At 37.9% G+C, this 23,654-nt stretch carries 22 protein-coding genes; 13 read left to right on the top strand and 9 right to left on the bottom strand.

The genetic code is table 11. The annotated features are described in order from the left end of the window. Positions 1–2 precede the first annotated feature (2 nt). Together pip and dtd are read left to right on the top strand one after the other, a co-directional pair. A complete protein-coding gene (pip, locus tag ACSLUO_RS13265) occupies positions 3–968 on the top strand; it encodes a prolyl aminopeptidase (RefSeq protein ID WP_448249126.1) in 966 nt (321 codons plus the stop codon). After that, the gene (gene dtd, locus ACSLUO_RS13260; RefSeq protein WP_448249125.1) at positions 965–1,402 is read left to right on the top strand and encodes a D-aminoacyl-tRNA deacylase; all 438 of its coding nucleotides are present in this window, start codon (positions 965–967) and stop codon (positions 1,400–1,402) included. The genes pip and dtd overlap by 4 nt, the downstream gene beginning before the upstream one ends. 28 nt (positions 1,403–1,430) lie before the next feature. On the opposite strand, the gene ACSLUO_RS13255 is transcribed toward dtd, so the two are convergent. Beyond that, positions 1,431–2,165 carry a hypothetical protein gene (locus ACSLUO_RS13255; protein ID WP_448249123.1) on the bottom strand — a complete coding sequence of 245 codons (735 nt, stop codon included), beginning with the start codon at positions 2,163–2,165 and terminating at the stop codon, positions 1,431–1,433. Between the two features lie 94 nt (positions 2,166–2,259). Between ACSLUO_RS13255 and ACSLUO_RS13250 the strand changes: the two genes are divergently transcribed. Both ACSLUO_RS13250 and ACSLUO_RS13245 read left to right on the top strand, forming a co-directional pair. Continuing rightward, complete coding sequence (locus ACSLUO_RS13250; protein WP_448249121.1) at positions 2,260–3,093, top strand: NAD(P)H-binding protein; 834 nt, start codon at positions 2,260–2,262, stop codon at positions 3,091–3,093. 56 nt (positions 3,094–3,149) lie between these two features. After that, positions 3,150–3,950: a PhzF family protein gene (locus ACSLUO_RS13245; RefSeq protein WP_448249120.1), complete on the top strand. Its 801-nt coding sequence runs from the start codon at positions 3,150–3,152 to the stop codon at positions 3,948–3,950. A 48-nt stretch (positions 3,951–3,998) separates the two neighbouring features. Here the strand turns inward: ACSLUO_RS13245 and ACSLUO_RS13240 are convergent, their stop codons facing one another. Next, positions 3,999–6,089 carry an EAL domain-containing protein gene (locus ACSLUO_RS13240; protein WP_448249118.1) on the bottom strand — a complete coding sequence of 697 codons (2,091 nt, stop codon included), beginning with the start codon at positions 6,087–6,089 and terminating at the stop codon, positions 3,999–4,001. A gap of 145 nt (positions 6,090–6,234) precedes the next feature. Here ACSLUO_RS13240 and ACSLUO_RS13235 point away from each other — a divergent pair, with 145 nt between their 5' ends. The 4 genes from ACSLUO_RS13235 (at position 6,235) to ACSLUO_RS13220 (ending at position 8,819) form a co-directional block, all read left to right on the top strand. After that, positions 6,235–6,414 (top strand): hypothetical protein, encoded by a 180-nt coding sequence (locus ACSLUO_RS13235; protein ID WP_448249116.1) that lies wholly within the window; start codon positions 6,235–6,237, stop codon positions 6,412–6,414. Positions 6,415–6,417: 3 nt separating this feature from the next. Beyond that, positions 6,418–6,867: an NfeD family protein gene (locus ACSLUO_RS13230; RefSeq protein WP_448249115.1), complete on the top strand. Its 450-nt coding sequence runs from the start codon at positions 6,418–6,420 to the stop codon at positions 6,865–6,867. 90 nt (positions 6,868–6,957) lie between these two features. Beyond that, the gene (locus ACSLUO_RS13225; RefSeq protein WP_448249114.1) at positions 6,958–7,887 is read left to right on the top strand and encodes an SPFH domain-containing protein; all 930 of its coding nucleotides are present in this window, start codon (positions 6,958–6,960) and stop codon (positions 7,885–7,887) included. Further along, complete coding sequence (locus ACSLUO_RS13220) at positions 7,884–8,819, top strand: SPFH domain-containing protein (protein ID WP_448249113.1); 936 nt, start codon at positions 7,884–7,886, stop codon at positions 8,817–8,819. Before ACSLUO_RS13225 ends, ACSLUO_RS13220 begins: the two co-directional genes overlap by 4 nt. A gap of 540 nt (positions 8,820–9,359) precedes the next feature. On the opposite strand, the gene rraA is transcribed toward ACSLUO_RS13220, so the two are convergent. Further along, entirely contained in the window at positions 9,360–9,845 is a 486-nt protein-coding gene (rraA, locus tag ACSLUO_RS13215; RefSeq protein ID WP_448249111.1) for a ribonuclease E activity regulator RraA, read from the bottom strand. A 176-nt stretch (positions 9,846–10,021) separates the two neighbouring features. Here rraA and ACSLUO_RS13210 point away from each other — a divergent pair, with 176 nt between their 5' ends. Both ACSLUO_RS13210 and ACSLUO_RS13205 read left to right on the top strand, forming a co-directional pair. Continuing rightward, positions 10,022–12,022: a putative bifunctional diguanylate cyclase/phosphodiesterase gene (locus ACSLUO_RS13210; protein WP_448249109.1), complete on the top strand. Its 2,001-nt coding sequence runs from the start codon at positions 10,022–10,024 to the stop codon at positions 12,020–12,022. A 444-nt stretch (positions 12,023–12,466) separates the two neighbouring features. Further along, positions 12,467–14,326 carry a methyl-accepting chemotaxis protein gene (locus ACSLUO_RS13205; RefSeq protein WP_448249108.1) on the top strand — a complete coding sequence of 620 codons (1,860 nt, stop codon included), beginning with the start codon at positions 12,467–12,469 and terminating at the stop codon, positions 14,324–14,326. 44 nt (positions 14,327–14,370) lie between these two features. On the opposite strand, the gene ACSLUO_RS13200 is transcribed toward ACSLUO_RS13205, so the two are convergent. The 5 genes from ACSLUO_RS13200 to priA form a co-directional block, all read right to left on the bottom strand. Further along, entirely contained in the window at positions 14,371–14,727 is a 357-nt protein-coding gene (locus ACSLUO_RS13200) for a gamma-butyrobetaine hydroxylase-like domain-containing protein (protein ID WP_448249106.1), read from the bottom strand. A 256-nt stretch (positions 14,728–14,983) separates the two neighbouring features. Next, positions 14,984–16,312, bottom strand: coding sequence for an ATP-dependent protease ATPase subunit HslU (gene hslU, locus ACSLUO_RS13195; RefSeq protein WP_448249105.1), 1,329 nt, complete (start codon positions 16,310–16,312; stop codon positions 14,984–14,986). Between the two features lie 9 nt (positions 16,313–16,321). Further along, positions 16,322–16,840 (bottom strand): ATP-dependent protease subunit HslV, encoded by a 519-nt coding sequence (gene hslV / locus ACSLUO_RS13190; RefSeq protein WP_448249104.1) that lies wholly within the window; start codon positions 16,838–16,840, stop codon positions 16,322–16,324. 110 nt (positions 16,841–16,950) lie between these two features. Then, positions 16,951–17,526: an SPOR domain-containing protein gene (locus ACSLUO_RS13185; protein ID WP_448249103.1), complete on the bottom strand. Its 576-nt coding sequence runs from the start codon at positions 17,524–17,526 to the stop codon at positions 16,951–16,953. Positions 17,527–17,606: 80 nt separating this feature from the next. Further along, a complete protein-coding gene (gene priA / locus ACSLUO_RS13180) occupies positions 17,607–19,826 on the bottom strand; it encodes a primosomal protein N' (protein ID WP_448249157.1) in 2,220 nt (739 codons plus the stop codon). Between the two features lie 281 nt (positions 19,827–20,107). On the opposite strand from priA, the gene rpmE reads away from it, so the two are divergent. The 3 genes from rpmE to alr all read left to right on the top strand — a co-directional run bounded on the left by rpmE (position 20,108) and on the right by alr (position 22,996). Further along, on the top strand, positions 20,108–20,320 hold the full coding sequence (gene rpmE / locus ACSLUO_RS13175; protein WP_448249101.1) for a 50S ribosomal protein L31: 213 nt from the start codon (positions 20,108–20,110) through the stop codon (positions 20,318–20,320). A gap of 156 nt (positions 20,321–20,476) precedes the next feature. Beyond that, a complete protein-coding gene (gene dnaB, locus ACSLUO_RS13170; RefSeq protein WP_448249100.1) occupies positions 20,477–21,895 on the top strand; it encodes a replicative DNA helicase in 1,419 nt (472 codons plus the stop codon). A 9-nt stretch (positions 21,896–21,904) separates the two neighbouring features. After that, the gene (gene alr / locus ACSLUO_RS13165; RefSeq protein WP_448249155.1) at positions 21,905–22,996 is read left to right on the top strand and encodes an alanine racemase; all 1,092 of its coding nucleotides are present in this window, start codon (positions 21,905–21,907) and stop codon (positions 22,994–22,996) included. A gap of 39 nt (positions 22,997–23,035) precedes the next feature. Here alr and ACSLUO_RS13160 read toward each other — a convergent pair whose 3' ends face one another. After that, positions 23,036–23,638, bottom strand: coding sequence for a DNA-J related domain-containing protein (locus tag ACSLUO_RS13160; RefSeq protein ID WP_448249099.1), 603 nt, complete (start codon positions 23,636–23,638; stop codon positions 23,036–23,038). Positions 23,639–23,654 lie beyond the last annotated feature (16 nt).

The raw sequence follows: 23,654 nt of genomic DNA, 5'->3' as shown, positions 1-23,654 counted from the left end.
TTATGACCAGAACCTTATACCCGAAAATATCGGTCAATCAGTCATTTCAATTACCTGTGGGAGATGGTCATGAGCTTTATGTTGAATGCTCGGGTAATGATAAAGGCATTCCGGTTGTTTATTTCCATGGTGGCCCAGGTAGTGGTGCTTCTGAGCACGTACGACGTTATTTTGATCCTGAAAAGTACCATATTATTTTATTTGACCAACGTGGCTGCGGCCGTTCAACACCTTCACCGTCAATTGAAAACAATACTTTAAACCACTTAATTGCAGACATAGAAAAAATTCGACAGCATTTAAATATCAATAAATGGTTAGTGTGTGGTGGCTCTTGGGGCACAACATTAGCCTTAGCTTATGCGGCTGAGCATCATCAGGTGATCCGTGGTTTTGTGCTTAGAGGTATTTTTTTAGGTACGCAAGAAGAGTATGACTGGCTTTATAAAAAGCAAGGTGCGGCTTATTTTTTCCCAAAATATTATCGTGACTTTACCCAATTATTAAATGATCAGCAATTGACCGATCCCTTATTAGGCTATCAAGATTTATTAACATCAGACAATGAATTATTAAAAGTGGCCGCTAGCAAAGCGTGGTGCATTTGGGAGTCATTATTGTCATCCATTGAACATTCAGCAAAAGCTTTGTCACATATTGAAGACTCACATCAAGCGTTATGCATGGCGCAGGTTTCAAATCATTATTTTGTTAACAACTGCTTTTTAGCCGAACCCCTGTTGTCACAAGTAGAAAGCTTTAAACATTTGCCTGCTATTATTCTTCACGGCCGTTACGATATGGTATGCCAACTTCATCAGGCGGATTTATTAGCGCAAGTATGGAAAAACGCGCATTTGCAAATTTTACCTTGTGCCGGTCATAGTGGTTTTGAACAACAAACTATTGATGCTTTTTGTAAAGCCACCGATACTATGGCAAATTTTATTGCAGAATTAGATGAATGATTGCCTTAATACAACGAGTGAGTGAAGCAAGTGTTGAAGTGGACAAGCAAATTGTCGGTGAAATTGAGCAAGGTATTTTAGTGTTATTAGCAATAGAACCCGATGACACCGAAGCGAAAGCCAAGCGTTTGGCTGAGCGCATTGCCGGTTACCGAATTTTTGAAGATGACCAAGGAAAAATGAACTTAAACGTGAAACAGGTTGGTGGTGATATTCTGGTGGTGTCGCAATTTACCTTAGCTGCCGATACAACTCGCGGCATGCGACCGAGTTTTACCAATGCGGCTAAGCCGGAATTTAGCGATAAACTATATCAATATTTTACGGCACAATTGCGCCAACAAGGTTTTAATGTTCCAACCGGTGTTTTTCGAGCAGATATGAAAGTACGTTTATTAAATGATGGTCCAGTGACTTTTCAACTGACCATTTAGTTATCCCGTTATTCCGAGTTCAGGTTAATTATAATTGTTTGCCGTATTGCCAGAGCTGTTGCCAACGCTTTTGTTGATAATGGGGTAAGTTACTTTTAATAACGGCTGAAATGTTTAATGATTTAACCACTAAGTGGATGATGATATTTGTATAGTGAGGCACTTCAAAATAGCGAATATGATAACTGTCTTTCCATTGTGCTAATTGCGCTAATACCTGTTCAATTTTTTCTTCTGGGAAATTAGGGAGATTTATGGATATTACCTTGAGCTGAGCATTGTAAGGTAAAATAGCTAAAACTTCGGTTAAGGCGGTGATATCGGGATAAACATCACATATTAACCAATCGCTTGTTTTCATTGTAGCTGAGTGCAGAAAATGCTGAGCAGTATTATTGACTAATGTCACATCACAGCTGTTGGGGTTAAAAAATTGTTGGAATATTTTAATAACCTCGGGTTCAGGTTCCACACTGATAAGTTGGCTATGGCGATTTACTTGCTGAATAAAACGTAACAAATTACCACCACCTAAACCTAATTCCACAACTTGCTGTGGTGAATACCATAATAACGGTAAACAAAGGGCAATTTGGTGCGGTAATGGCAGCTTGTGAGGTATGCGCTTTAACATAATACTTTGCACCGTATTATCAAAGGTTAGCCAGCGATAATGCTGATTTTCCATTACGGTGACAGACATTGTCGGAGAACGCAGAAAATGAAGGACATTGCCTTGTTTTATATGGGGTAAGAGTTTCATTGAATAACGATTATGCCCTAAATATTTTCACTATTGATTATTCATTAAGCATAGTCAAAGTGTTTTAAAAAACTGATTTAATTTAAGGAACTACATGACACTGCCAACAGTTGGGATTATTGGTTGTGGCTGGCTTGGTAAAGCACTGGCTAGCTATTTAATAACTAATCAATATCAAGTAAAAGTTACGGTTAGAACACCTGAAAAGCAACAAGTATTACAGCAAGCGGGGTTTGACTGTGAGCTTCTGACAATGTCGGCGGATGTAACTGAGCCACAAGCTGATTTACCCTTAGCTATTTTTCAACAGGATATTCTTGTTATTGCTATTACGCCAGGTTTTAAACAAGGGCGGAAAGATTATGCCAATAATATTCAAAACATCATTTCACAAGCAGAAGCGGGACAGGTAAAAAAAATCATTTTAATTAGCTCTACTGGTGTGTATCAAGGCTTACATGGTCAGGTTGATGAATTAACGCCTTTGGCGCTAACAAATGAAAAATCCCAAATCCTAGGACAAGCAGAACAAGCGGTAGTTAATTTTTCAGGACAAGGTCAGGTTTTACGTTTAGCAGGCTTAGTGGCAGAAGATCGAAAACCGGGTAAATTTTTAGCCGGAAAAGTAGGACTTGCTGGCGGCAAGAGTGCGGTTAACTTAATTCATCGCGAAGATTGTATTGGTTTGCTAGCTAAATTAATTGCACATGATATTAACCAGAAAATATTTGTTGGGGTCAGCCAAACTAAAGCCACCAAGGCTGATTTTTATCAGGCCGCGGCAACAGCCTTACAATTAATACCACCTAGCTTTACACAAGACAATGAGACTCACGATAATCGACAAGTGCTTGGTGAGCGTACTCGTGATTGGTTAGCTTATCAGTATCAATATGATGACTTATTGGCTTGGTTAGCAAAAAGTTAACACAGAAAAAAGACAATAAATTAACAATATCAATAAATTAAAAAATTGAGAGAACAATGGAATTAACCGTTTATTTTATTAATGCCTTTACTGAACAGGTTTTTAAGGGCAACTCAGCCGCTGTTATTATTACGGATACTTGGTTAAATGAGAATTTAATGCAATCAATAGCCAGTGAAAACAATCTCTCTGAAACGGCATTTGTGGTTAAAGATGATGCAGGTATTTATCATATTCGTTGGTTTTCACCGCTGACTGAAATCGACTTTTGTGGCCATGCGACTTTAGCGTCAGCTTATGTTTTATTTCAACAAAACCCAAGTTGTGTACAACTGGTTTTTTCAGCTAAAGCGGTTGGCACTGTTACCGTTAAGCAAGCGGCTGATGGCTATATTGAAATGAACTTTCCTAGTCGAAAACCTGAACCAGTTAGTACTATTCCTACCGCTTTACTTGATGGTTTATCGATAAAGCCTGAGCAAGTGCTCAAAAATCAACAAGCTTATTTGGTGGTTTTAAAAGATGAAACCTCGGTACGAACCGTTAAATCAGATAGCGAGTTATTAAAGACGTTAGCACCTTTTGATGTCATGGTAACTGCACCAGCCGATAGCCATGATTATGATTTTGTTTCTCGTTATTTTTGGCCAGCTAATGGTGGTGATGAAGATCCGGTTACCGGTTCAGCTCACGCGGGCTTAACACCTTATTGGGCTGAACAGTTAAATAAACAACAACTAACTGCTTATCAAGCTTCAAAACGTGGTGGTCATTTATTATGCCAAATACATGATGATCGCGTATTGGTATCAGGTAAAGCGGTACAGTATTTAGTAGGAACGATAGCCGTTGGTTAACGGCTATCGTTAATACTTAAACTTTTCCGCTATTATTTTTCTGTTACTTTATGGATTTGACTGCTGCCAATGTTGGATCCAAGGGGTTAACTGGGACTCGTCGATATTAGGTGAAATGATATTGCCTTGTGCTAACGTTCCACCGATTTCGTCGAGTATTTGTAACGTAGCGGCGTTATTAATATTAAAACCAACTATTGGAATATGCATAACTCTGCCAAGGTTGATCAAGGCATTAATAATGGCTTTTTCAGTTTGTCGTTCTTCATTGATCATCAATAAACCGCAGTCAACTTTTAGTTGTTTTACGGTTAGTTTGCGTAAATACCTTAGCGATTCATAACTACCGGAAAAGTCATCAATAGCAATGCCAACGCCAATACTACGTAATTGAAAAATTAATGATTTAGCGCGATCGCTGGCTGATGAAATAACCGCCTCAGGGATCTCAATAATAATAAGTTCAGCACTGATATGATGCTTTGAAATTTGCGCATCGATAAACTCTACTAAGGTATCTTCAAATAAATCCAAACAGGAAAAATCGATAGTGATTGGTATTTCAATGCCTTGTTGTTTGTTATTAGCAACAATCTGACAGGCCTTGATGATCATGGACTTAATTAAGTGATAAATTTCACCGCTGTTTTCGGCAAGTTCATAAAAGTCATTTAAGCGATGGAGTTCATTATTACTTTGTGGCCAGTATACACTTAACTCGATACCGGCGATTTGCTTAGTATGGATATTAATTTGAGGCTGACATTGCCAAACTAAATTGTCAGCGTGTAAGTCTTGTTTTAATTGCTCCATTTTTAATAGCTTATCTTCGGAGTAGTGATTTTTTTGGTGGTTGAAAAAAGATAAACTTTGTCGAGAGTTTTCGGCATCCATTAAAGCATCACAAGCCCAAGCAATACATTGGTTGATATCAGCCGATTTTTGGTTGAAATAATCGGCGCCAAACGCTAATTCAAAGTTTAATGAAAAACTTTTGAAGCTAATAGCATCGGGAACGGCTTCAGATAAGTTGCGGCATAGTTCTTTAACATATTCTTCAGGTGCATGCTCTGCCGTTGATAAATCTAAAATAATAATAAACTGTAAGCTTGATAAACGGGCAATTCTAACGGGATGATTTTCAGTATCAAAATTGATCAGCTCAAGGTTTTTTTCAACTTGCTTTTGCAAACAATAAGCGAGCTGTAATAATAATAAGTCGGAGTTATGGTGGCCTAATAAATGATTTACTTTGGCAAAGTTTATCGGTTTAAAAACAATGACAGCGTATTGATAGCTTTCTTTATTGGCTAACTTTTGTTCAAAACATTTAAGCGCTTGTGCTTGCGAGGGCAGGTTGGTTATTGCATCTCGCGATAAGTTTTTTAGTTCATCAATTTGTGGTGCGTATTTATCTTCTAATTCTTTTTTTACCCGTTTAGTGACTTTTGAAGTTAATAACCAAGTGTAATTGATAAAAGAGACAAGATAACAAGCAACACCTGTCACCACAATAGAATAAATGGATAGCTGCCAGTGCGGTTGCATAAATACTAAAGTGCTAAAAATTATCGTTAATAACCATAAAAAATGATAGCGAAAAGTATCTTGTTGATGGACCTTGTTAATGCTACTAAGGCGAATAAAGCTAGTAACAACAAGGGTACCAGAAAGTGCAGCCCACATATAATGATCAGAGACGAGTTCAATAAACCATGTATGTACTAAAAATAGTATGGTGATCAGTAAAGTAAAATAATTACACCACAAAACCTGTTCAATTTTATTATCTTTGCTTAAAGAGCCGGTTCGAGGTTGAATTGAAATTAATAGGATAAAAATAGCGCTGGCACTATACACGGCTTTATTAAGCTGCTCAGGAGAAACGGTTAATTGATAAAAAATAGTTAACAGTGATGCACCTAATAATACCAGATACCACCACGAATTGATGATACGTTCTCTTATTACAAAAGCAATAATGATGAGGGGCAGTGATAAGCCTAAAACAAAAGCGGCGTTGTATTCAATAAAACTAAATTTTTCAGCTGCTTGTGTTGGAAAACAGCATAAAGCAAAAAGCAAAAAACAAGCGTTTTTTATACTGTTCTTCATGTGAGCAAAAGGTAACTCTTCCATATCTAGCCTATAAGTACATCCACAACCCTCCTAGACTAATCAATATCAAATTAATTGTACAGCAGATGAAAATAATTCACGCTATACTTTGACATAATATGTCATTAGGTGTAGCTTAAATAATCAGTGATTTAGCGGAGGGACAATGATGAATAATTTTTTAAAACGTTGGTTGCTGTTAATTATAGTGTTATTTATCGCCATTTTTTTTATGGGAGCAGCGAGTAAATCAGGTATTGTCGCTTTGTTTGTGCTGGGCATTTTATTTGAAGGTGTTTTTTGGTATTTGGCGTTAAAAAAGAAGAAAGTAAATACGGAGGGGTAAATCATGGATTATTTGATGATGTATGAAACCTGGCTAATACTGGCGATTATTTTTGGCGTCGCCGAGTTTATTTTACCAGGGGGGATTTCACTGAATTTATCAATTTCATCCTTATTAGTTACTTTAGGTTTACGGTTAAACTTTTTAGAAACTTGGGTGTCCGTGTTAACGGCTTGGTTTTTAATAGCCTCAATTTTGTTTTTTGTGATTTATTATTTCACAAAAAAAATATTTAAATCTGATGAAACCATTGGCAACGTCCATGAAGAATTAGATATTTTTGGTCAACAGGTGCAAGTGCTTGAAAATATTGGCCCTGGTGAGAAAAAAGGGCGTGTTGAATTTCAAGGTACTACTTGGAGTGCGCTTGGTGATGGTTCTGAAATTCCTGCCGGTACGCAAGTTCGTATTATTTGCAAAGATAATATTTCATTGGTTGTTGAAGTTATTTAATACCATACCGTTTTAAGTGAGCACTTCTTTATACGGAACGGTATAACACCAGCAAACTACATTTTTTACAGCATAGAAAAGGAGAAAACTATGTTAGCTATTTTGACTTTTAGCTTATTAGTCATTTTATTTATTGTATTAAAACTTGTGCTGATCGTGTCAATGCGAGAAGTAGCAATTATTGAACGATTAGGCAAATTTAAAGCGGTGATGGAACCCGGGTTACACTTTTTAATTCCATTCGTAGACCGTGTTGCTTATCGTCATGATGTTCGAGAACAAGTTTTAGACATTCCAGCGCAAAGCTGTATTTCCCGTGACAACATCCAAATTAACGTGGATGGCTTAGTGTATATCAAAGTTATGGATGGTATGAAGGCAAGTTATGGTATTGAAGACTACCGTAAAGCGAGTGTGAACTTAGCCCAAACCACCATGCGTTCAGAAATTGGTAAATTGAACTTAGGGCAAACCTTCTCAGAACGTGACACCTTAAATGAAACCATCGTCAGAGAAATTGACAAAGCCTCTGATCCTTGGGGTATTAAAGTATTACGTTATGAAGTTCGTAATATTATTCCATCAGATAATGTTATCCACACCTTAGAAAAACAAATGGAAGCGGAGCGCCAAAAACGTGCTGAAATTACCTTAGCGGAAGCTGAGCGTGAATCCACTATTAATTTATCAGAAGGTCAGCGCCAAGAAGCAATTAATTTGTCAGAAGGTGATAAACAACGACAAATTAATGAAGCGCACGGTAAAGCGGCTGAAATTGAAATAATCACCGATGCCACCACAGAAGGTATTAATTTAATTTCATCAGCGGCTAATCAACCCGGTGGCGATAAAGCAATAAAAATGCGCTTGTTAGAATTATTTATTCAGCAAACGGGGGATATTTTAAAAACGGCCGAAGTGTCTGTGTTACCCACTGAATTAGCAAAATTAGATGGATTTTTTAGCGGCATGGAAAAAGTCACCAATGCGGCGTCGGTGAAATCAGGAGGTCAGTTATGATACCTATTAACGCACAACAGTTAGATTATTTTGTCATGGCGGTATGGGGTACTATTTTTTTCATTCTTGCTTATAAAGTCATTAAATCTATTTGTTTGGTACCAACCAAATCAGCTTATGTTGTCGAACGCTTAGGTAAATATCGCGGTACTTTAGAAGCCGGCTTTCATTTACTGTTGCCATTTATTGATCGGGTTGCTTTTATCCAAGATTTAAAAGAAGAAACTATTGATGTACCACCGCAAGAATGTTTTTCAAAAGATGAGGTTTATGTTGAAGTTGATGGCGTTATTTATATTGAAGTGATTGACCCAGTTAAAGCAAGTTACGGCATTACCGATTATCGTTTTGCCGCTATGCAGTTAGCACAAACTACTACACGTTCAGTCATTGGTACGCTTGATTTAGATCGCACTTTTGAAGAGCGCGATGTTATAAGTGCAAAGGTGGTTGAAGTATTAGATAAAGCTGGCGAAAGTTGGGGTATACGGGTACATAGGTACGAAATAAAAAATATTTCGCCCCCCTTAACAGTAAAAAATGCCATGGAAATGCAAGTAAATGCTGAGCGAGAGCGCCGTGCTATTTTAGCGAAAAGTTTAGGTGATAAAGCTAGTCGGATTAATCGCTCCGAAGGTTTAAAAATGGAAATGGTTAATATTTCTGAAGGTGAAAAACAGCGACGAATTAATGCTGCCGAAGGTAAAGCGGCTGAAATTTTAGCGATTGCTAAAGCCACCAGTAATGCCATTAGTAAGGTTGCTGTTGCTATTGAACAGCCTGGTGGTGATAAAGCGATAGAAATGCAATTATCAGAGCAATACTTACGGAAGCTTGAAGGATTAAGCCAAAAAGATCGCAAAGTTATTTTGCCAAGTAATTTATTAGATTTTGAGCAATGGCTACAAAATATAGGGTTAAATAAAAGTTAGGAGCGACAGCTAAATAAGCGCAATCAAGAACCGCGAACATCGCGGTTTTTTATTCTTTACTATTACAATATTAAATTTGATAGCACTATCTGTTTAAGGAAAAATGAGAGTTTGACGTTTTTAGTTTTAAAATAAAACCAAATAAATGGAAGCGGCTAAACATAATGAACACAATATTAAAACATTGTCGTGTAATTTAAGTTTGCCACTTTTATAAGCTTGACGAAATTGCACTGTTAACCAACAAACAATTAATGAGCTAAACGCAATAAATAAATGAGTAAAAATGGTGCTGCTTCGTAAATTTTCTTCAATTAAAAAAACCGGCCCTTTGAGTGTGACAAAAAATAAATCTAATAATGAGATATGCGTAAATATAATGAGAAAAACTAATAAGTATTTTTTGTGGCTGATCATTAATTGAATTCTGTGAAGTAGAAGATAAAAGTGTTGTTATTAGCGTTTTCTATCGGTGAAAGCAATGAGCTCGCTTTTTAAGTAGTAGAAAACGCTAAGGTAAGGAAACACTAAATTAAGAGTCTATTCTATATCGAGAGGGTCAGGAGATAAAATAATACCGGTGTTGTCAGCATAAATATGATCATCAGGTAATATTGATACGCTGGCAAAATTAATGGGTACGTCAGTTTCACCTTCTAAATTATCGCTTGCGCTTACCGGAATTGATAACAGTGCTTGAATACCAATATCAACATCTTCTAACGCATCAACGTCTTTGACACTGCCATAACAAACAATACCTTCCCAATTATTTTTTGCTGCGGCTTCGGCAATATAAATATCAATTAATGCTCGGCGAGATGAACCTCCGCCGTCAATCACCAGTACTTTACCCTCACCATCTTGTTCAACTGCTTGGCAAATTAAGCCGTTATTTTCAAAACACTTAATGGTGACTACGCTACCACCAAATGAACTTCTACCACCATAATTACTGAAAATAGGCTCGACAACATCAACAAGTTCGGCATAAATATTACATAATTCAGAGGTGTTATATTCCATGATTGACTCTCAAATAGTTTACTGGAGGAGGTAATGTATAACGCCAGTATAACGTGCTAAGTTTCAGGTACAACCGCTTGTTTAATTTTTATTAAAAAATACCTTGCTTGTATTTAACAAGAAAAACCTATTTAATTATTTATACATAATAATAATGAATAAAAAGTGCCTGTTTAATGTCGGTATATTTTTTAGCTCAACCTTTTTTGTATTTTAGTCAAGGGATTGTTTTTCTCGTTCTGACCTTTTTTTTGTGGCTGTTTTATCAAGGGTTTGGTCGTCAATATGTCAAACTCTGGATGCTGAGTTTGTTGTTTTTGAGTTTAAATTACACTACCTTAGCGATTGAACTAAGTCTGCAAGATAATCCCCAACATCATCATCTCGACGTTATCTTTGCCATCTTTCATCAATTATTTTTATACCTTTTTGTTTTTTTGTTTATTCAAGGTTTGTTTGCCGTTAAGTTAAAAAAGGATTTTTCTCGTCAATATTTAACATTGAGTTACGCGATAATCGCTATTGTTGCGGTATTTTCTGCGACTTTTTATGCTTTTGAGCCTCTGGCTGTTTTTAACCGTTTTTATTTAACTCAAAGTTTACCGGCATTTATTTTTGGTTGTGCATTTTTAAGCGGCAGTCTTTTATTATTAGTGCATGCTCCGTTTTTTTTCGCCGGTAAAATAATCATGGTGTTAAGTTTGATCATCGGCATACGTTATTTGCTGTTTTCTTTTTCATCAATTGTTTTTTTGACCGAAGACGTGTTTCGAGAAATCATTAAAGCATTACCTTATTTTGATGTAGCAAGCCATGCAGTGTTGGGTTTTTCAATGTTGATATGGATGCAAGGGGCGGAACGAAAAAGTGCTATTTTGGCGATAAACAGAGCACAATACTTAGGTAAACACGATCCGTTAACGGGAGTGATGAATCGAGATCAGGTGTTAGAAACTTTACCTGAAGCCATTGTTAACGCGGATAATAATAATGCCCGTATTGCGCTGTTTTTAATTGATATTAAACGGTTTAAGTTTATCAATGATAGCTACGGTTTAAGCACTGGCGATTATATTTTAGGGGAAATAGCTGATCGGCTTAGTCAAAGTGTGCTATTGCCAAGTATTGTGGGTCGTTTAAGTGGTGATGCTTTTGTCTTTTGTATTGAGTTCTTTGATGATGAGCAAATTGACAAAGCAACACGGCATATTCATGAATTATTAGGTCGTAATTATTTACATGATAATAAAGAAATCACCTTACAGTGCCGATTAGGTTATTGTATTTATCCTGATCATGGTACTAAGGCGGAAGACTTATTACAAAAAGCTCACCTAGCACTCTTTCATTCTGTTAATGAAAAACTTGATACGGTTGTTTATGCATCGGGCATGGAAACACAAGGCCGACATTTATTAACTATGGAAACAGAGTTACGCAAAGCGCTTGGCAATAATGAATTTATTTTATATTTTCAACCGCAGCTGAATTTAATTACTAACCGTTTAGAGGGGGTTGAAGCGCTGATCCGTTGGCAGCATCCAGAAAAAGGCTTGTTATATCCAGGTGATTTTTTAAATGATATTGATGCCCTTAATTTAAATAGTCAGTTAGATGAGTATGTCTTAGAAAAAAGCTGTGAAAAAATAGCTCAATGGAGCCAAACTTATCAACGACGTATTAATGTAGCGGTAAATATCACGGCGGTAGAGTTTCAAGATCCGCAATTGGTTAGCCGCATTCAGTCGTTATTATTTAAATACGATATTCCGGCGAAATGTTTGGAATTAGAGATCACCGAAAGTGTTGTAATGACGGATATTAACAGTGCCATGGATACCATAGTGCAGCTGCAAAATATGGGAATTAAGGTTTCAATCGATGATTTTGGTACCGGATATTCGTCGTTAGCATACTTGCGTGATTTACCAATAGATAAAATCAAAATTGATCGGAGCTTTATTCAGTATGTTTGTAAAAATGACTCTGATGTTACGATTGTTAAAGCGATGATTAAACTTTCTCATGGTTTAGGAAAACGGGTGCTGGCTGAAGGGGTTGAAGATGCTGACCAGCTTGAACTATTACGAACCATTGGTTGTGATGCCGTACAAGGCTTTTATATTGCTAAGCCATTAACGGAAGAAGCGTTAGCTAAGTATTTAAAACGTAAATAAAATAAGGTTTTATTTCGAATAATTAGTTTTTTTGTCTATACTCTCAATTAATACCAATCCGTATAAGAAAGTGATCGCTTAGCGAGAATTTAAAGGCTTAGAGGCAAGGCATTGATTGAAGACGAAACCATGGATGGTGGAGGTAGAGCGACTCAGGAGACAAAGCCGAGAATGGTTATTCTCGGTAACTGCTCCTGCGTTACCCGAATATCCCACATCCATGTGGGAACCTTGTCAAAATCAATAACGCTGCTATAAGCCTTTAAAACTCGCCCTTTGGCAACGTATGGGCACCATGATAACTGCACAAAATTTATTGGATGTAGAATAACTATATCTTCACAAATTTTGTTTGTTCTAATGCCGCCCATACCGTTTTAAGTCAGTACTTCTTTATACGGAATGGTATAAGAAGGATCCTGATCATTTAAATGAGTTAAAACTATGTTAATTAAACACAAATTATACGCGAATACGAGTGTCGTATTAGTGTCTATCGTATGCATGTTGTTACTACTGCTATATTCGGTAAGCTCTTCGCAAAAAGAACTAGAATTGTCTCGGCTAATTGGTGAAGTAAAAAGCACCATACTTGAGCTGCGAAGAGATGAAAAAGACTTTTTAGCCCGTAAAGATTTAAAATATTTTGATCACTTTAATCAAGAAATGGTAAACCTACAAAGAAATTTAGGAAGCCTAGCAAACGCCTTTGATGAACTTGATATCCCAGAGCAAGAAACCAACACGTTAAAAAATGTTTTGCGAGAATATGCTCAGCATTTTACTGCGCTGGTGGAATTACAAAAACGTATAGGTTTAACTCCTCAAGATGGTCTGTATGGTGATTTACGTACTAAAGTTCATAATGTTGAAGAAAAAATTGGTACACAAGATTATTTTCTATTAAGTGGTATGCTGCAATTACGACGTAACGAAAAAGATTTTATGCTACGTAGTGATGAAAAATATATTGCCCGCTTAAATACTAACACCAGCCAATTGATCGACGATGTAAACGACAGTGATTTAGCGACTAACCTTAAAATGGATATTGTTGAATTATTAAAAGCATATCAACATTCTTTTGGTAATTTAGCCCAAGCGCAAATCGAATTAGGCTTAGCGGCAGATCTTGGTATTTCAGGTGAAATGCGAGCAACCGTACATAAAGTTGATACTAGCCTTGATAAACTTGTTGAAAAATCGCTACGCTCTATTTCAGAACATGCCGCTTTTGTTAAAAATCTATCCCTTGTATTCTTTATTATTATTGCACTAGTGACTATTGTGCCTGCGGTGTTAATTGGCAAAAATATCACTAATAGCATTGATACCTTAAAAAATACTATGAAAAAAATTGCTGATAATAATGATTTATCACAAGAAGTTAAGATCACTAATCAAGATGAGCTTGGTGATATGACCAAGGTATTTAACCAAATGTTAGGTAATTTTAGAAACTTGATCGTTGAAGTGAATCATTCGGTTAATACGGTTAATCAAGCAACACAAAGTTTATCTGAAAATATTCATTTAGCTAACCGTGGTGTTGATGAACAAATACAACAAACTGATTTAGTGGCGACAGCCGTGACTGAAATGGTGGCAACGGTAGATGAAATCGCCGCCAATACCAATGAAGCTGCGCAAAAAGCAGAGTTAACTAATCAAAATGCCGAAAAAGGGCGAGAAGGGGTAACTCATACCATTGAAAAGATCGACCAATTATCACAAAACTTATTAGAGTCTGAGCTTGTTGTTAATGAGTTGGCGAAAGATAGCCATACCATAGGTTCTGTATTAGATGTTATCCGTGGTATTGCAGAGCAAACCAATTTATTAGCACTTAATGCGGCGATTGAAGCGGCACGTGCCGGTGAGCAAGGTCGAGGCTTTGCTGTTGTTGCCGATGAAGTTAGAACCTTAGCAAGCAGAACGCAAGATTCGACTAAAGAAATTGAAACGATTATTGCTTCATTACAAAGCCGCACGAAAGAAATTGTTGAACATATGGCCAGTTGTCGTACTCAAGGACAAGAAAGTGCCGATCAAGCAAGTTCAGCAGGCTCTATGTTAGAAGAAATTAACCAAGATGTAACAGCAATAATGGAAATGAATACCATGATAGCAACAGCGATTCATGAGCAAAGTGTGGTTGCCTCAGAAGTTAACAAACACGTGGTAGTTATTCGTGATGTTGCTGAACAAAGTGGTGAATCAGCGAAACAAAATGGCCAAATGAGTGAAGAGTTATCTCAGCAGGCGATGGTATTAAACAATGAAGTAAGCCGTTTTATTGTTTGATGATGTTTATCATTGGCTAGAGGCTAGAGGCTAGAGGCTAGAGGCTAGGATAGATTGACTATGTCTATCTTAGCTTCTCGTGTCATTTTATTGCTGCTTAATAATTCTTCATATTTCTGCCAATTCCTTTCCTGATTAGTGGTTAAACTAACAAAATCATCAAATGTGAAAATACAGCTGTGATTGTCGTCAAAATTTAACCGAAAACCATGTTTACCAACATTTTCAATGGTGTTTAATTGCACCAATTTTTTATTACCAATTACTTGTTTACTTGCTATTTGAGCGGGCGAAAAAACCCGTAAATATTCATAGCTAAGTTGCCATTGTTCTTGTTGATTTGTTTCAATTGTTAAGTTGTGGCTTTTAGTATGAAGAACAAAACGCGTAATGGTAGTCATAAATTTTCCTGTGCAAAAAGCAGAATAAATAAAACCAATCCGTGTAAGCCTTTAAAACTCGCCTTTAGGGAATGTATGGGAAGCATGATAACTGCGCAAAATTTATTTGATGTAGAATAACTATATCTTCACAAATTTTGTTTGTTTTAATGCTGCTCATACCGCTCTAAGTAAGCACTTCTTTATTCGGAATGGTATAACCTGAACTTTGAATAATGTTTACCCTAAGTTCAGGTTGAAGTTAATGGAATAGCTATTATAGAATAAAACGACTTAAGTCTTCGTTTTGTACAACATCACTTAATACGCCATTAACAAACTTTTCATCAATGGTGAATGTTTCGCCTGATTTATCGTTAGCTGAAAAAGACAGTTCTTCAACTAAGCGTTCCATCATGGTATGTAATCTTCTTGCACCAATGTTTTCTGTGTTTTCATTGACATGCCAAGCGGCTTTGGCGATCGCTTCAATGCCATCTTCGGCAAAATTTAACGTAACACCTTCTGTTGCCATTAAGGCAATATATTGTTCAGTTAACGAAGCATTAGGCTCGGTTAATATGCGAACAAAGTCATTAGCCGATAAGGCTTCTAATTCTACACGAATCGGTAAACGGCCTTGTAATTCAGGAATTAAATCTGATGGTTTTGCCATTTGGAAAGCACCTGAGGCAATAAACAAAATATGATCAGTTTTTACCATACCGTGTTTAGTGCTAACTGTTGAGCCTTCAACTAAAGGTAACAAGTCACGTTGAACACCTTCGCGTGAAACATCAGGGCCTGAGCTTTCACCGCGTTTACAAATCTTGTCTATTTCATCAATAAAAACAATGCCATTTTGCTCAACGGCATCAATCGCTTTGGCTTTTAAATCGTCTTGATTAACTAGCTTCGCCGCTTCTTCTTCTTGTAGTGCTTTAAAGGCATCTTTAATTTTTAACTTACGCTTTTTGGTTTTTTCACTCGACATATTTTGGAACATGCTTTGTAACTGTGAAGTCATGTCTTCCATACCTGGAGGAGCCATGATCTCTAAACCTATTTGAGGCGCCGCTAAGTCTAGTTCAACTTCTTTATCATCAAGTTGGCCTTCACGTAATTTTTTACGAAAAACTTGGCGAGTAGCGCTATTATCCGCGGTTTCTTCATTGCCAAAAGTATCACGTGGTTTTGGGATCAAAATATCAAGAATACGTTCTTCAGCAGCTTCCTCAGCTAAATGTTTTACTCGCGCCATTTCTTGTTCTTTGGTGAGTTTAATCGCCATATCGGTAAGATCACGGATAATGGTTTCAACTTCTTTGCCAACATAACCCACTTCAGTGAATTTTGTCGCTTCCACTTTAATAAAAGGCGCATTGGCTAATTTTGCTAAACGGCGGGCAATTTCAGTTTTACCAACACCGGTTGGGCCGATCATCAAAATATTTTTTGGTGTAACTTCAGTGCGCAGCTCTTCATTCAGCTGCATACGACGCCATCGGTTTCTTAAGGCAATAGCAACAGCACGTTTTGCTGAGTCTTGGCCAATAATATGGTTATTAAGTTCGTGAACAATTTCACGTGGGGTCATGGTAGACATAAAAATTCCTTACAACTCATCAATGGTGTGGTGATGATTAGTAAATACACAGATATCACCTGCGATTTTTAATGATTTTTCAACAATTTCTTTTGCCGAAAGTTCGGTGTTTTCTAACAGGGCGGTGGCGGCTGATTGCGCAAAATTACCACCACTGCCAATGGCAATTAAGTCGTGCTCTGGTTGCACAACATCACCATTACCGGTAATGATTAATGACGCTGTTTCATCGGCAACAGCTAATAATGCTTCGAGCTTACGCAGTGCACGATCACTACGCCAGTCTTTGGCTAACTCGACAGCAGCTTTAGTTAAATGACCTTGATGCATTTCAAGTTTACTTTCAAAACGCTCAAATAGGGTGAATGCGTCAGCTGTACCGCCGGCGAATCCGGCAAGTACTTTATCGTTATATAAACGTCTAACTTTACGGGCGTTACCTTTCATTACGGTATTACCAAGTGATACTTGGCCATCACCACCAATGGCAACTTTACCATTACGTCTTACAGATACAATTGTAGTCACGAATAAACCTCAATTAGTTGGCTGGTATAAATGTTCCAGCATATGCTATTGAAGAATAAGTTGGGGGTCTTTATTAAAAATTCAAGTAATAAACTGTGGTTCTAATAATATTAACGCCATAACCAAATTTGGCAGCCGTTAATTTTGTTGCGTGAAAGTTTGTGTTTGTCGCTTTCTGCTAGACGTTTTCGCTCGTATGGGCCTAACACGACTTTATACCACAGGCCATTACTACCATTGGTTTGTTTTACTTGTGAAGAAATACCACTAAAAGCAATGTTGGCTTTTAAAGCTTCGGCTTGAGAGCGTTTTCTAAAGGAGCCACACTGCATTAAAAAAGGCCCTAGATCATTAACTTCGTATTTACCGGCTTCAACTTCTTTTTCTTTTAGATCACTCATAAAGTCAAATTCATCGTCTTGATTAAAAACCGGAATTTCAACTTTGTCTGTTTTTTTAATGGTTTCAGCAACAGGAGTAGAAGGTTGATCCGTTGCTGAGCTGGGTACATTATCTTTAATTGACCATAAACCGTAAGCAAAGCTTAATAATAAGATCACGGTAACAACTGCGATAACTTTAGCTTTAAATGACATGCCACTTGGCTCAGCAGGGGCTTTTTTATATGGGTTATGCTTTTTGTTTTTTTGTTGCTTTGAGCGAGCAACGTAATCTTGATGAGCCATGGAAAATATACTAAAGGGAAAATTTCGCTCTCATTTTAACTAAGCGTTTTTTAAAAATCAGTAAAAGTTGTAACTATTTTTTACCAAGTCAATTCTTGCGGGTCAATATCTAAACTCCAACGGACTTTTTTCGCTAACGGGTTATCCGGAATATGGTGTAATAATTGGTGAATATAGCGGTGTAAATCGCGTCGGTTTTTACTTTGTATTAATAAATGAAAGCGAAACTTGCCAGCTTTTTTTTCCATCGGTGCCGGCATGGGACCTGCCACCATACAAGTATCATTGTATTGCTCAGTTAATGAGCGTAAAAACTGCTCAGGATAAGAAGGGTAATTTGCTTCGGCCCGAATAAGTACTTGATGGCAAAATGGTGGCAACAAGGCTTGCTGGCGTTCAATTAAGGCTTGTGCGGCAAAATGTGGATAGCCATTATGGATAAGGTCTTGCAACAGTGGATGATCAGGATATTGTGTTTGCAATAGCACCTTACCGGGTTTACTTGCTCGTCCGGCACGACCCGCTACTTGAATTAATAATTGTGCGAGGTTTTCCGAAGCTCTAAAGTCATAACTGAATAAAGCACCGTCAGCATCTAATACCGCCACTAAAGTCACATTGGGAAAATGGTGACCTTTGGCTAACATTTGTGTACCCACTAACAATTGATGTTTGTTGTCGGCAACTTCTTGTAAAATTTTCGCTAGTTCACCTTTTTTTCGAGTACTGTCACGATCAATTCGGATAGCTTGGTAGTCAGGAAATAAACTTTGTAAGTGTTCTTCTAACTGCTCTGTACCTTGGCCTATGCCAGCCATACGGACACTGCCACATTGTTGGCATTGTTTAACCACCCGCATTTGATGAGCGCAATGGTGACAAATTAGCAGCTGTTGTTTTTTATGTAAGGTATAAGGGTGATTACAGCGAGTACATTCCGCCACCCAATGACATTCTTTACAAGCAATAGCCGGCGCAAAACCACGACGATTAATAAATACTAATACTTGCTCACCGCGGGCTAAGGTAGTTTTGATTTGATGAATCAGTTGGCCTGATAAACCATTTTCAACCTGTTGTTGAGCTAGGTCGATTAATTCAATGGTTGCTTGTTTACTGGTGCCCGGCCTTTTTAATAATTGATGATAACGATATTTACCTGACTTTGCATTTTGTAAGGTTTCAAAGCAGGGAGTGGCACTGCCTAATAATATCGGAATATTGAGCTGGCTAGCCCTCATAACGGCAATGTCTCGACCGTGATAACGAAAACTGTCTTGTTGTTTAAAAGATGCATCATGTTCTTCATCAACAATGATCAAACCTAAGTTCTTCAATGGCGTAAAAATGGCTGAACGGGTACCAATAATTATCGCGGCACTGCCTTGTTGGGCCGCCAACCAAGTTGATAAGCGTTCGCTATCGTTTAAGCCTGAATGATGTAAGTGAATAGGGACATTAAAGCGCTGCTCAAAGCGTGAAAGCGTTTGTGGTGTTAAGCCAATTTCGGGTACTAAAATGAGCACTTGTTTGCTGGCAAGGAGTATTTTTTCAATCGCTTGCAGATAAACTTCGGTTTTACCACTTCCTGTGATGCCATCAATTAAATGGCAAACATATTCATCATTTGATTGATTAATGCCAGCTACAATACTGGCCTGCTCCGGTGATAGTACTAATTTATTGCTTTCGTTAATAGTTGTTTCTGTGGCTTTAAAAGGCTGTGTTTCTCGTGGCCTCGCTGAAATATAAGACTTGCTTTCTAAAGCCTTTAATTGTGCTTTACTAAAACCTAAGGTGCGTAATTCTGGCCAACTTAAACCTTGATGTTGCTCAATTAAACTTAATAAGCTGGCCTGTTTAGCGGCTTTTTTTGTCAGTTTTTCTTTCGCTTCATCGGCAATTGTTTGCGCCGTGATATATTCAATTTCAGGTGTAATATCAGGTTGTTCAATATCGCGAAGCGCTACCGGTAATGCTTGTTTAAAAACATCACCAATGGGGTGGTGATAATAATTAGCTGCCAACTTTAACAGGTTTAATAATTGGCTATCAAAATGATACTTATCAGCGACGCGGGCAATAATGGGCTTTATTTTAGATAAATCAACGTCTTTGCTAAGCTGATCGTGTTTTGGTGTTGCCATCACAATACCAACTACTTTGCGAGGCCCAAAAGGGACAATGACACGTTCACCTAAAGTTATTGGCGAGTTGACCATTTTTTCAGGCACAGCGTAAGTAAATAGCTGCCTTAACGGAACAGGAATAGCAACTTCAACAAAAATAGCATTGGGCATGTCAGACAAGAAATAATCGCAGCATTAGTGAATTTTATTTAGTCATTCTGACGATTAGCATGCTTGCTGCCAAGTAAAAATCGAATAAAAACCAAGAAAAGTTTCGATAAAGTGATGATTCGTTAAAAAAGGCTGATAAATAGGTTATTTATTTACCGTTTTCTATTGCGGTTAAGTCGGCGATCCTTTATTATTCGCCACCATTATTTTTAACTCGTATGGTGCTTAGCTGGAACAATGTCTAGACTAAGTGGCGATACGGCCTTAACCGAGGTTACCCCATGAAAGACGGAATTCATCCAAATTACGTAGAGATCAAAGCAAATTGTTCTTGCGGAAATGTTATTACTACACGTTCAACTGTAGGTAAAGACTTACACTTAGACGTATGTTCAGAGTGTCACCCATTCTACACTGGTAAGCAAAAATCTGCTGAAACTGGTGGTCGTGTTGATAAATTCAACAAGCGTTTTGGTGCTCTTGGTAAAAAATAAGTCATTATTTATTACCGATAAAAAGCGTCTTTATGGCGCTTTTTTTATACCTGAAATTTAAAAAGAACCACAAGCTTTCGTAGTGTTCAGGTAAATAATTTGCTACATTAATTGGCTTAGAATTAATCCCTATTTATCTCATCAAGGTAGTTCAATATGGCGGAAAAGTCGTCAACAGATTATAAGAAAAAAAATCCCGCCCAGCGTGATAAACAAGTTGAACAGCTACGTGTACCGCCGCATTCGTTAGAAGCCGAACAATCCGTGTTAGGTGGCTTATTACTCGATAACGAAATGTGGGATAACGTGTCTGAGGCGGTGGTTGCGCAAGATTTTTATAGTCGTTCACATCGGTTAATTTTTGAAACTATTGGTGCCTTAATTGAATTAGGCGACCCTGTTGATTTAATTACTTTATCTGAAACGTTAGAAAACGAACAACAGCTTGAAGCGGCCGGTGGTTTTGTTTATTTAGCGGAAATGATGCGTAACACACCAAGTGCTGCCAACATCATTGCTTATGCTAAAATTGTTCGTGAACGTGCGGTTACCCGTGAAATGATCCATGTAGCGAACGAAATAGCGGATGCGGGTTATGATACACAAGGCAGAACCAGTGCTGATTTACTTGATTTTGCTGAAACCAAAGTATTCCAAATAGCAGAAGCAAGAGCCAATAAATCAGAAGGACCTGAAAATATTACCTCGGTGCTAGAAAAAACCGTTGATCGTATTGAGAAGCTTTATCAGCAACCGCACGATGGTGTGACCGGTGTTTCAACTGGTTATTCTGATCTCGATAAAATGACTGCGGGCTTACAAAAATCTGATTTAATTATTGTTGCTGCTCGTCCTTCTATGGGTAAAACCACTTTTGCCATGAACTTGGCAGAGCATGCGGCGATGACGGAAGATAAACCGGCACTTATTTTTAGTTTAGAGATGCCGTCAGAGCAAATTATGATGAGGATGCTCGCTTCACTTGGCCGGATTGATCAAACTAAAATTCGTACTGGCCAATTAGGTGACGAAGATTGGGCGCGTTTATCGTCAACCATGGGCTTGTTGATCGAAAAAGGCAAAATGTATATTGATGATGCTTCAGGGTTAACACCTACTGAAGTACGTTCACGTGCACGACGTATTGCTCGTGATCATGGTGGTATTAGCCTGATCATGATCGATTACTTGCAGTTAATGCGAGCACCGGGTTTTGCCGATAATCGTACCTTAGAAATTGCCGAAATTTCTCGTTCATTAAAAGCCCTAGCTAAAGAACTTGAAGTGCCCGTTGTGGCTCTTTCACAGCTAAACCGTAGTTTGGAGCAACGTGCTGATAAACGGCCGGTTAACTCGGATTTACGTGAATCGGGTTCTATTGAGCAAGATGCCGATTTGATCATGTTTATTTATCGTGATGAGGTTTATCACGATAACTCTGAATTTAAAGGCATGGCAGAAATTATTATTGGTAAACAGCGTAATGGTCCAATTGGCCGTGTGCCACTAACTTTCCAAGGGCAATTTTCACGTTTTGATAATTATGCTGGCCCGCATGTGTTAGATGAAGAATAATTAATGACTATTCGTACGGCAACAGCAGTAATTGACCGCCAAGCGCTTTTACATAATTATCAAACTATCAAAGCAAAAGCTCCACATAGTCAAATATTGGCGGTGTTAAAAGCGAACGGTTATGGTCATGGTTTAGAACGCATCGCTAAAGCATTATCGAGCAGTGATATTCAAGCAGATGCTTTTGGTGTGGCTCGTTTAGACGAAGCTCTAGCGTTAAGAGCTGCCGGTATTGTTAAGCCTATCGTGCTATTAGAAGGTTTTTTTAATGCCGACGATATTGATATTTTATCGGTGAATAATCTGCAAACTATTGTGCATAACCAGCAACAATTAAACGCTATTTTAGCGGCTAAATTAACGCAGCCGCTAAAAGTTTGGTTAAAAATAGATACCGGTATGCACCGTTTAGGTATTGATACACAAGACTTCGAACATTTTTATCAAGCGTTGTTAGAAAGTGATAATGTTGAAAATGAACTAGTGTTTATGAGCCATTTAGCTTGTGCTGATGATGTTGAAAACCCTATGACAGCTCAGCAATTAGCGGTGTTTAGCAAGGTCACTGAGCAACTGTCGCCAACGCAAGCGAAAAGTATGGCAAATTCTGCTGGAATTTGTGCTTGGCCAGCCAGTCATTTTGATTGGATACGGCCAGGTGTTATGCTTTATGGTGTTTCTCCTATGGCGAATGAATCAGCCGAGCAGTTGAACATCAAACCGGTAATGACCTTGCAATCAAGTTTGATTGCTATTCGTAAAATCAAAGCGGGGGAGTCGGTTGGTTATAGCAGTTCATGGACATGTCAGCAAGATACCACAATTGGTGTTGTGGCTGTTGGTTATGGTGACGGTTACCCTAGGCATGCAGTGAATGGCACGCCGGTGTTAGTTAATGGTCGCATTGTACCTTTAGTTGGCCGTGTTTCTATGGATATGATCACCGTTGATTTAGGGGCTGATGCTAATGATAATATTGGGGATGTTGTTACACTTTGGGGGCAAGGGTTACCGGTTGAAGACGTTGCCAATTATGCCTCAACCATTGCTTACGAGTTATTGTGTAATATTAAAAGCCGCGTGAAAATACTGTTAAAATAATTTTCATTATTTGCTTGAATCATCTCATGGTGTCGCGCTTTAAAAGGCTTTATCTAAGGTCGATTTCGCTTGTTGAATTTTACTAAAGAGCTCAGCACAGCCACCTTTATCTGGGTGGTGTTTTTGTGCCAGCTTTAAGTATTGTGTTTTCACCATTTTAGCGTTGGCATCTATCGGCAGCTCTAACACAGCAAGCGCAGCTTGTTTATTGTCTTGAGCAATATATTTTTGCCAAAATGATTTTAACAGGTCATTTATTTCATCTTCTTGCGTGTCAAAATAGTGTTGTGAATTTAAGTAATAGCTTTCAAGTGGGTCGTTTGTCGTTAGCGCTGAAGTGGGAATTTCACTGATAGCTTGTGAGCCATTTAACGTCACTCTTTCTATTTGTACCGACTGAATGATCAGTTGGTATGTGTGTTCTTGCTGATATTGTTTTTTTAAATGATAAAGTGCGTGCATACAAAGAAAATGGGCACTGAATAAATCTTTCGAATTCGCTAACGAAAAATCAGCAAAAGGCACTATGTTACGCTTTTGTAAATGCGTAATAATTTGATACTCAGTGCTGAGCGAGTAGCAATTAAAAAATTGCTCCAGCTCAGCAAGTATCGGAGCTAAATAAGGATTTAACGTGTGCATATGGTTATCTACCTAG

This window comes from Thalassotalea agariperforans (assembly GCF_053470345.1).
Note: the sequence above shows the minus strand (reverse complement) of the source record. Positions and strands in the feature narration are given on the sequence as shown.

What these genes read in the sequence shown, in the direction of transcription:
- pip (WP_448249126.1), top strand. Translation starts at nt 3, where the DNA reads ATGACCAGAACCTTATACCCGAAAATATCGGTCAATCAGTCATTTCAA.
- dtd (WP_448249125.1), top strand. Translation starts at nt 965, where the DNA reads ATGATTGCCTTAATACAACGAGTGAGTGAAGCAAGTGTTGAAGTGGAC.
- ACSLUO_RS13255 (WP_448249123.1), bottom strand. Translation starts at nt 2,165, where the DNA reads ATGAAACTCTTACCCCATATAAAACAAGGCAATGTCCTTCATTTTCTG.
- ACSLUO_RS13250 (WP_448249121.1), top strand. Translation starts at nt 2,260, where the DNA reads ATGACACTGCCAACAGTTGGGATTATTGGTTGTGGCTGGCTTGGTAAA.
- ACSLUO_RS13245 (WP_448249120.1), top strand. Translation starts at nt 3,150, where the DNA reads ATGGAATTAACCGTTTATTTTATTAATGCCTTTACTGAACAGGTTTTT.
- ACSLUO_RS13240 (WP_448249118.1), bottom strand. Translation starts at nt 6,089, where the DNA reads ATGGAAGAGTTACCTTTTGCTCACATGAAGAACAGTATAAAAAACGCT.
- ACSLUO_RS13235 (WP_448249116.1), top strand. Translation starts at nt 6,235, where the DNA reads ATGATGAATAATTTTTTAAAACGTTGGTTGCTGTTAATTATAGTGTTA.
- ACSLUO_RS13230 (WP_448249115.1), top strand. Translation starts at nt 6,418, where the DNA reads ATGGATTATTTGATGATGTATGAAACCTGGCTAATACTGGCGATTATT.
- ACSLUO_RS13225 (WP_448249114.1), top strand. Translation starts at nt 6,958, where the DNA reads ATGTTAGCTATTTTGACTTTTAGCTTATTAGTCATTTTATTTATTGTA.
- ACSLUO_RS13220 (WP_448249113.1), top strand. Translation starts at nt 7,884, where the DNA reads ATGATACCTATTAACGCACAACAGTTAGATTATTTTGTCATGGCGGTA.
- rraA (WP_448249111.1), bottom strand. Translation starts at nt 9,845, where the DNA reads ATGGAATATAACACCTCTGAATTATGTAATATTTATGCCGAACTTGTT.
- ACSLUO_RS13210 (WP_448249109.1), top strand. Translation starts at nt 10,022, where the DNA reads ATGTCGGTATATTTTTTAGCTCAACCTTTTTTGTATTTTAGTCAAGGG.
- ACSLUO_RS13205 (WP_448249108.1), top strand. Translation starts at nt 12,467, where the DNA reads ATGTTAATTAAACACAAATTATACGCGAATACGAGTGTCGTATTAGTG.
- ACSLUO_RS13200 (WP_448249106.1), bottom strand. Translation starts at nt 14,727, where the DNA reads ATGACTACCATTACGCGTTTTGTTCTTCATACTAAAAGCCACAACTTA.
- hslU (WP_448249105.1), bottom strand. Translation starts at nt 16,312, where the DNA reads ATGTCTACCATGACCCCACGTGAAATTGTTCACGAACTTAATAACCAT.
- ACSLUO_RS13185 (WP_448249103.1), bottom strand. Translation starts at nt 17,526, where the DNA reads ATGGCTCATCAAGATTACGTTGCTCGCTCAAAGCAACAAAAAAACAAA.
- priA (WP_448249157.1), bottom strand. Translation starts at nt 19,826, where the DNA reads ATGCCCAATGCTATTTTTGTTGAAGTTGCTATTCCTGTTCCGTTAAGG.
- rpmE (WP_448249101.1), top strand. Translation starts at nt 20,108, where the DNA reads ATGAAAGACGGAATTCATCCAAATTACGTAGAGATCAAAGCAAATTGT.
- dnaB (WP_448249100.1), top strand. Translation starts at nt 20,477, where the DNA reads ATGGCGGAAAAGTCGTCAACAGATTATAAGAAAAAAAATCCCGCCCAG.
- ACSLUO_RS13160 (WP_448249099.1), bottom strand. Translation starts at nt 23,638, where the DNA reads ATGCACACGTTAAATCCTTATTTAGCTCCGATACTTGCTGAGCTGGAG.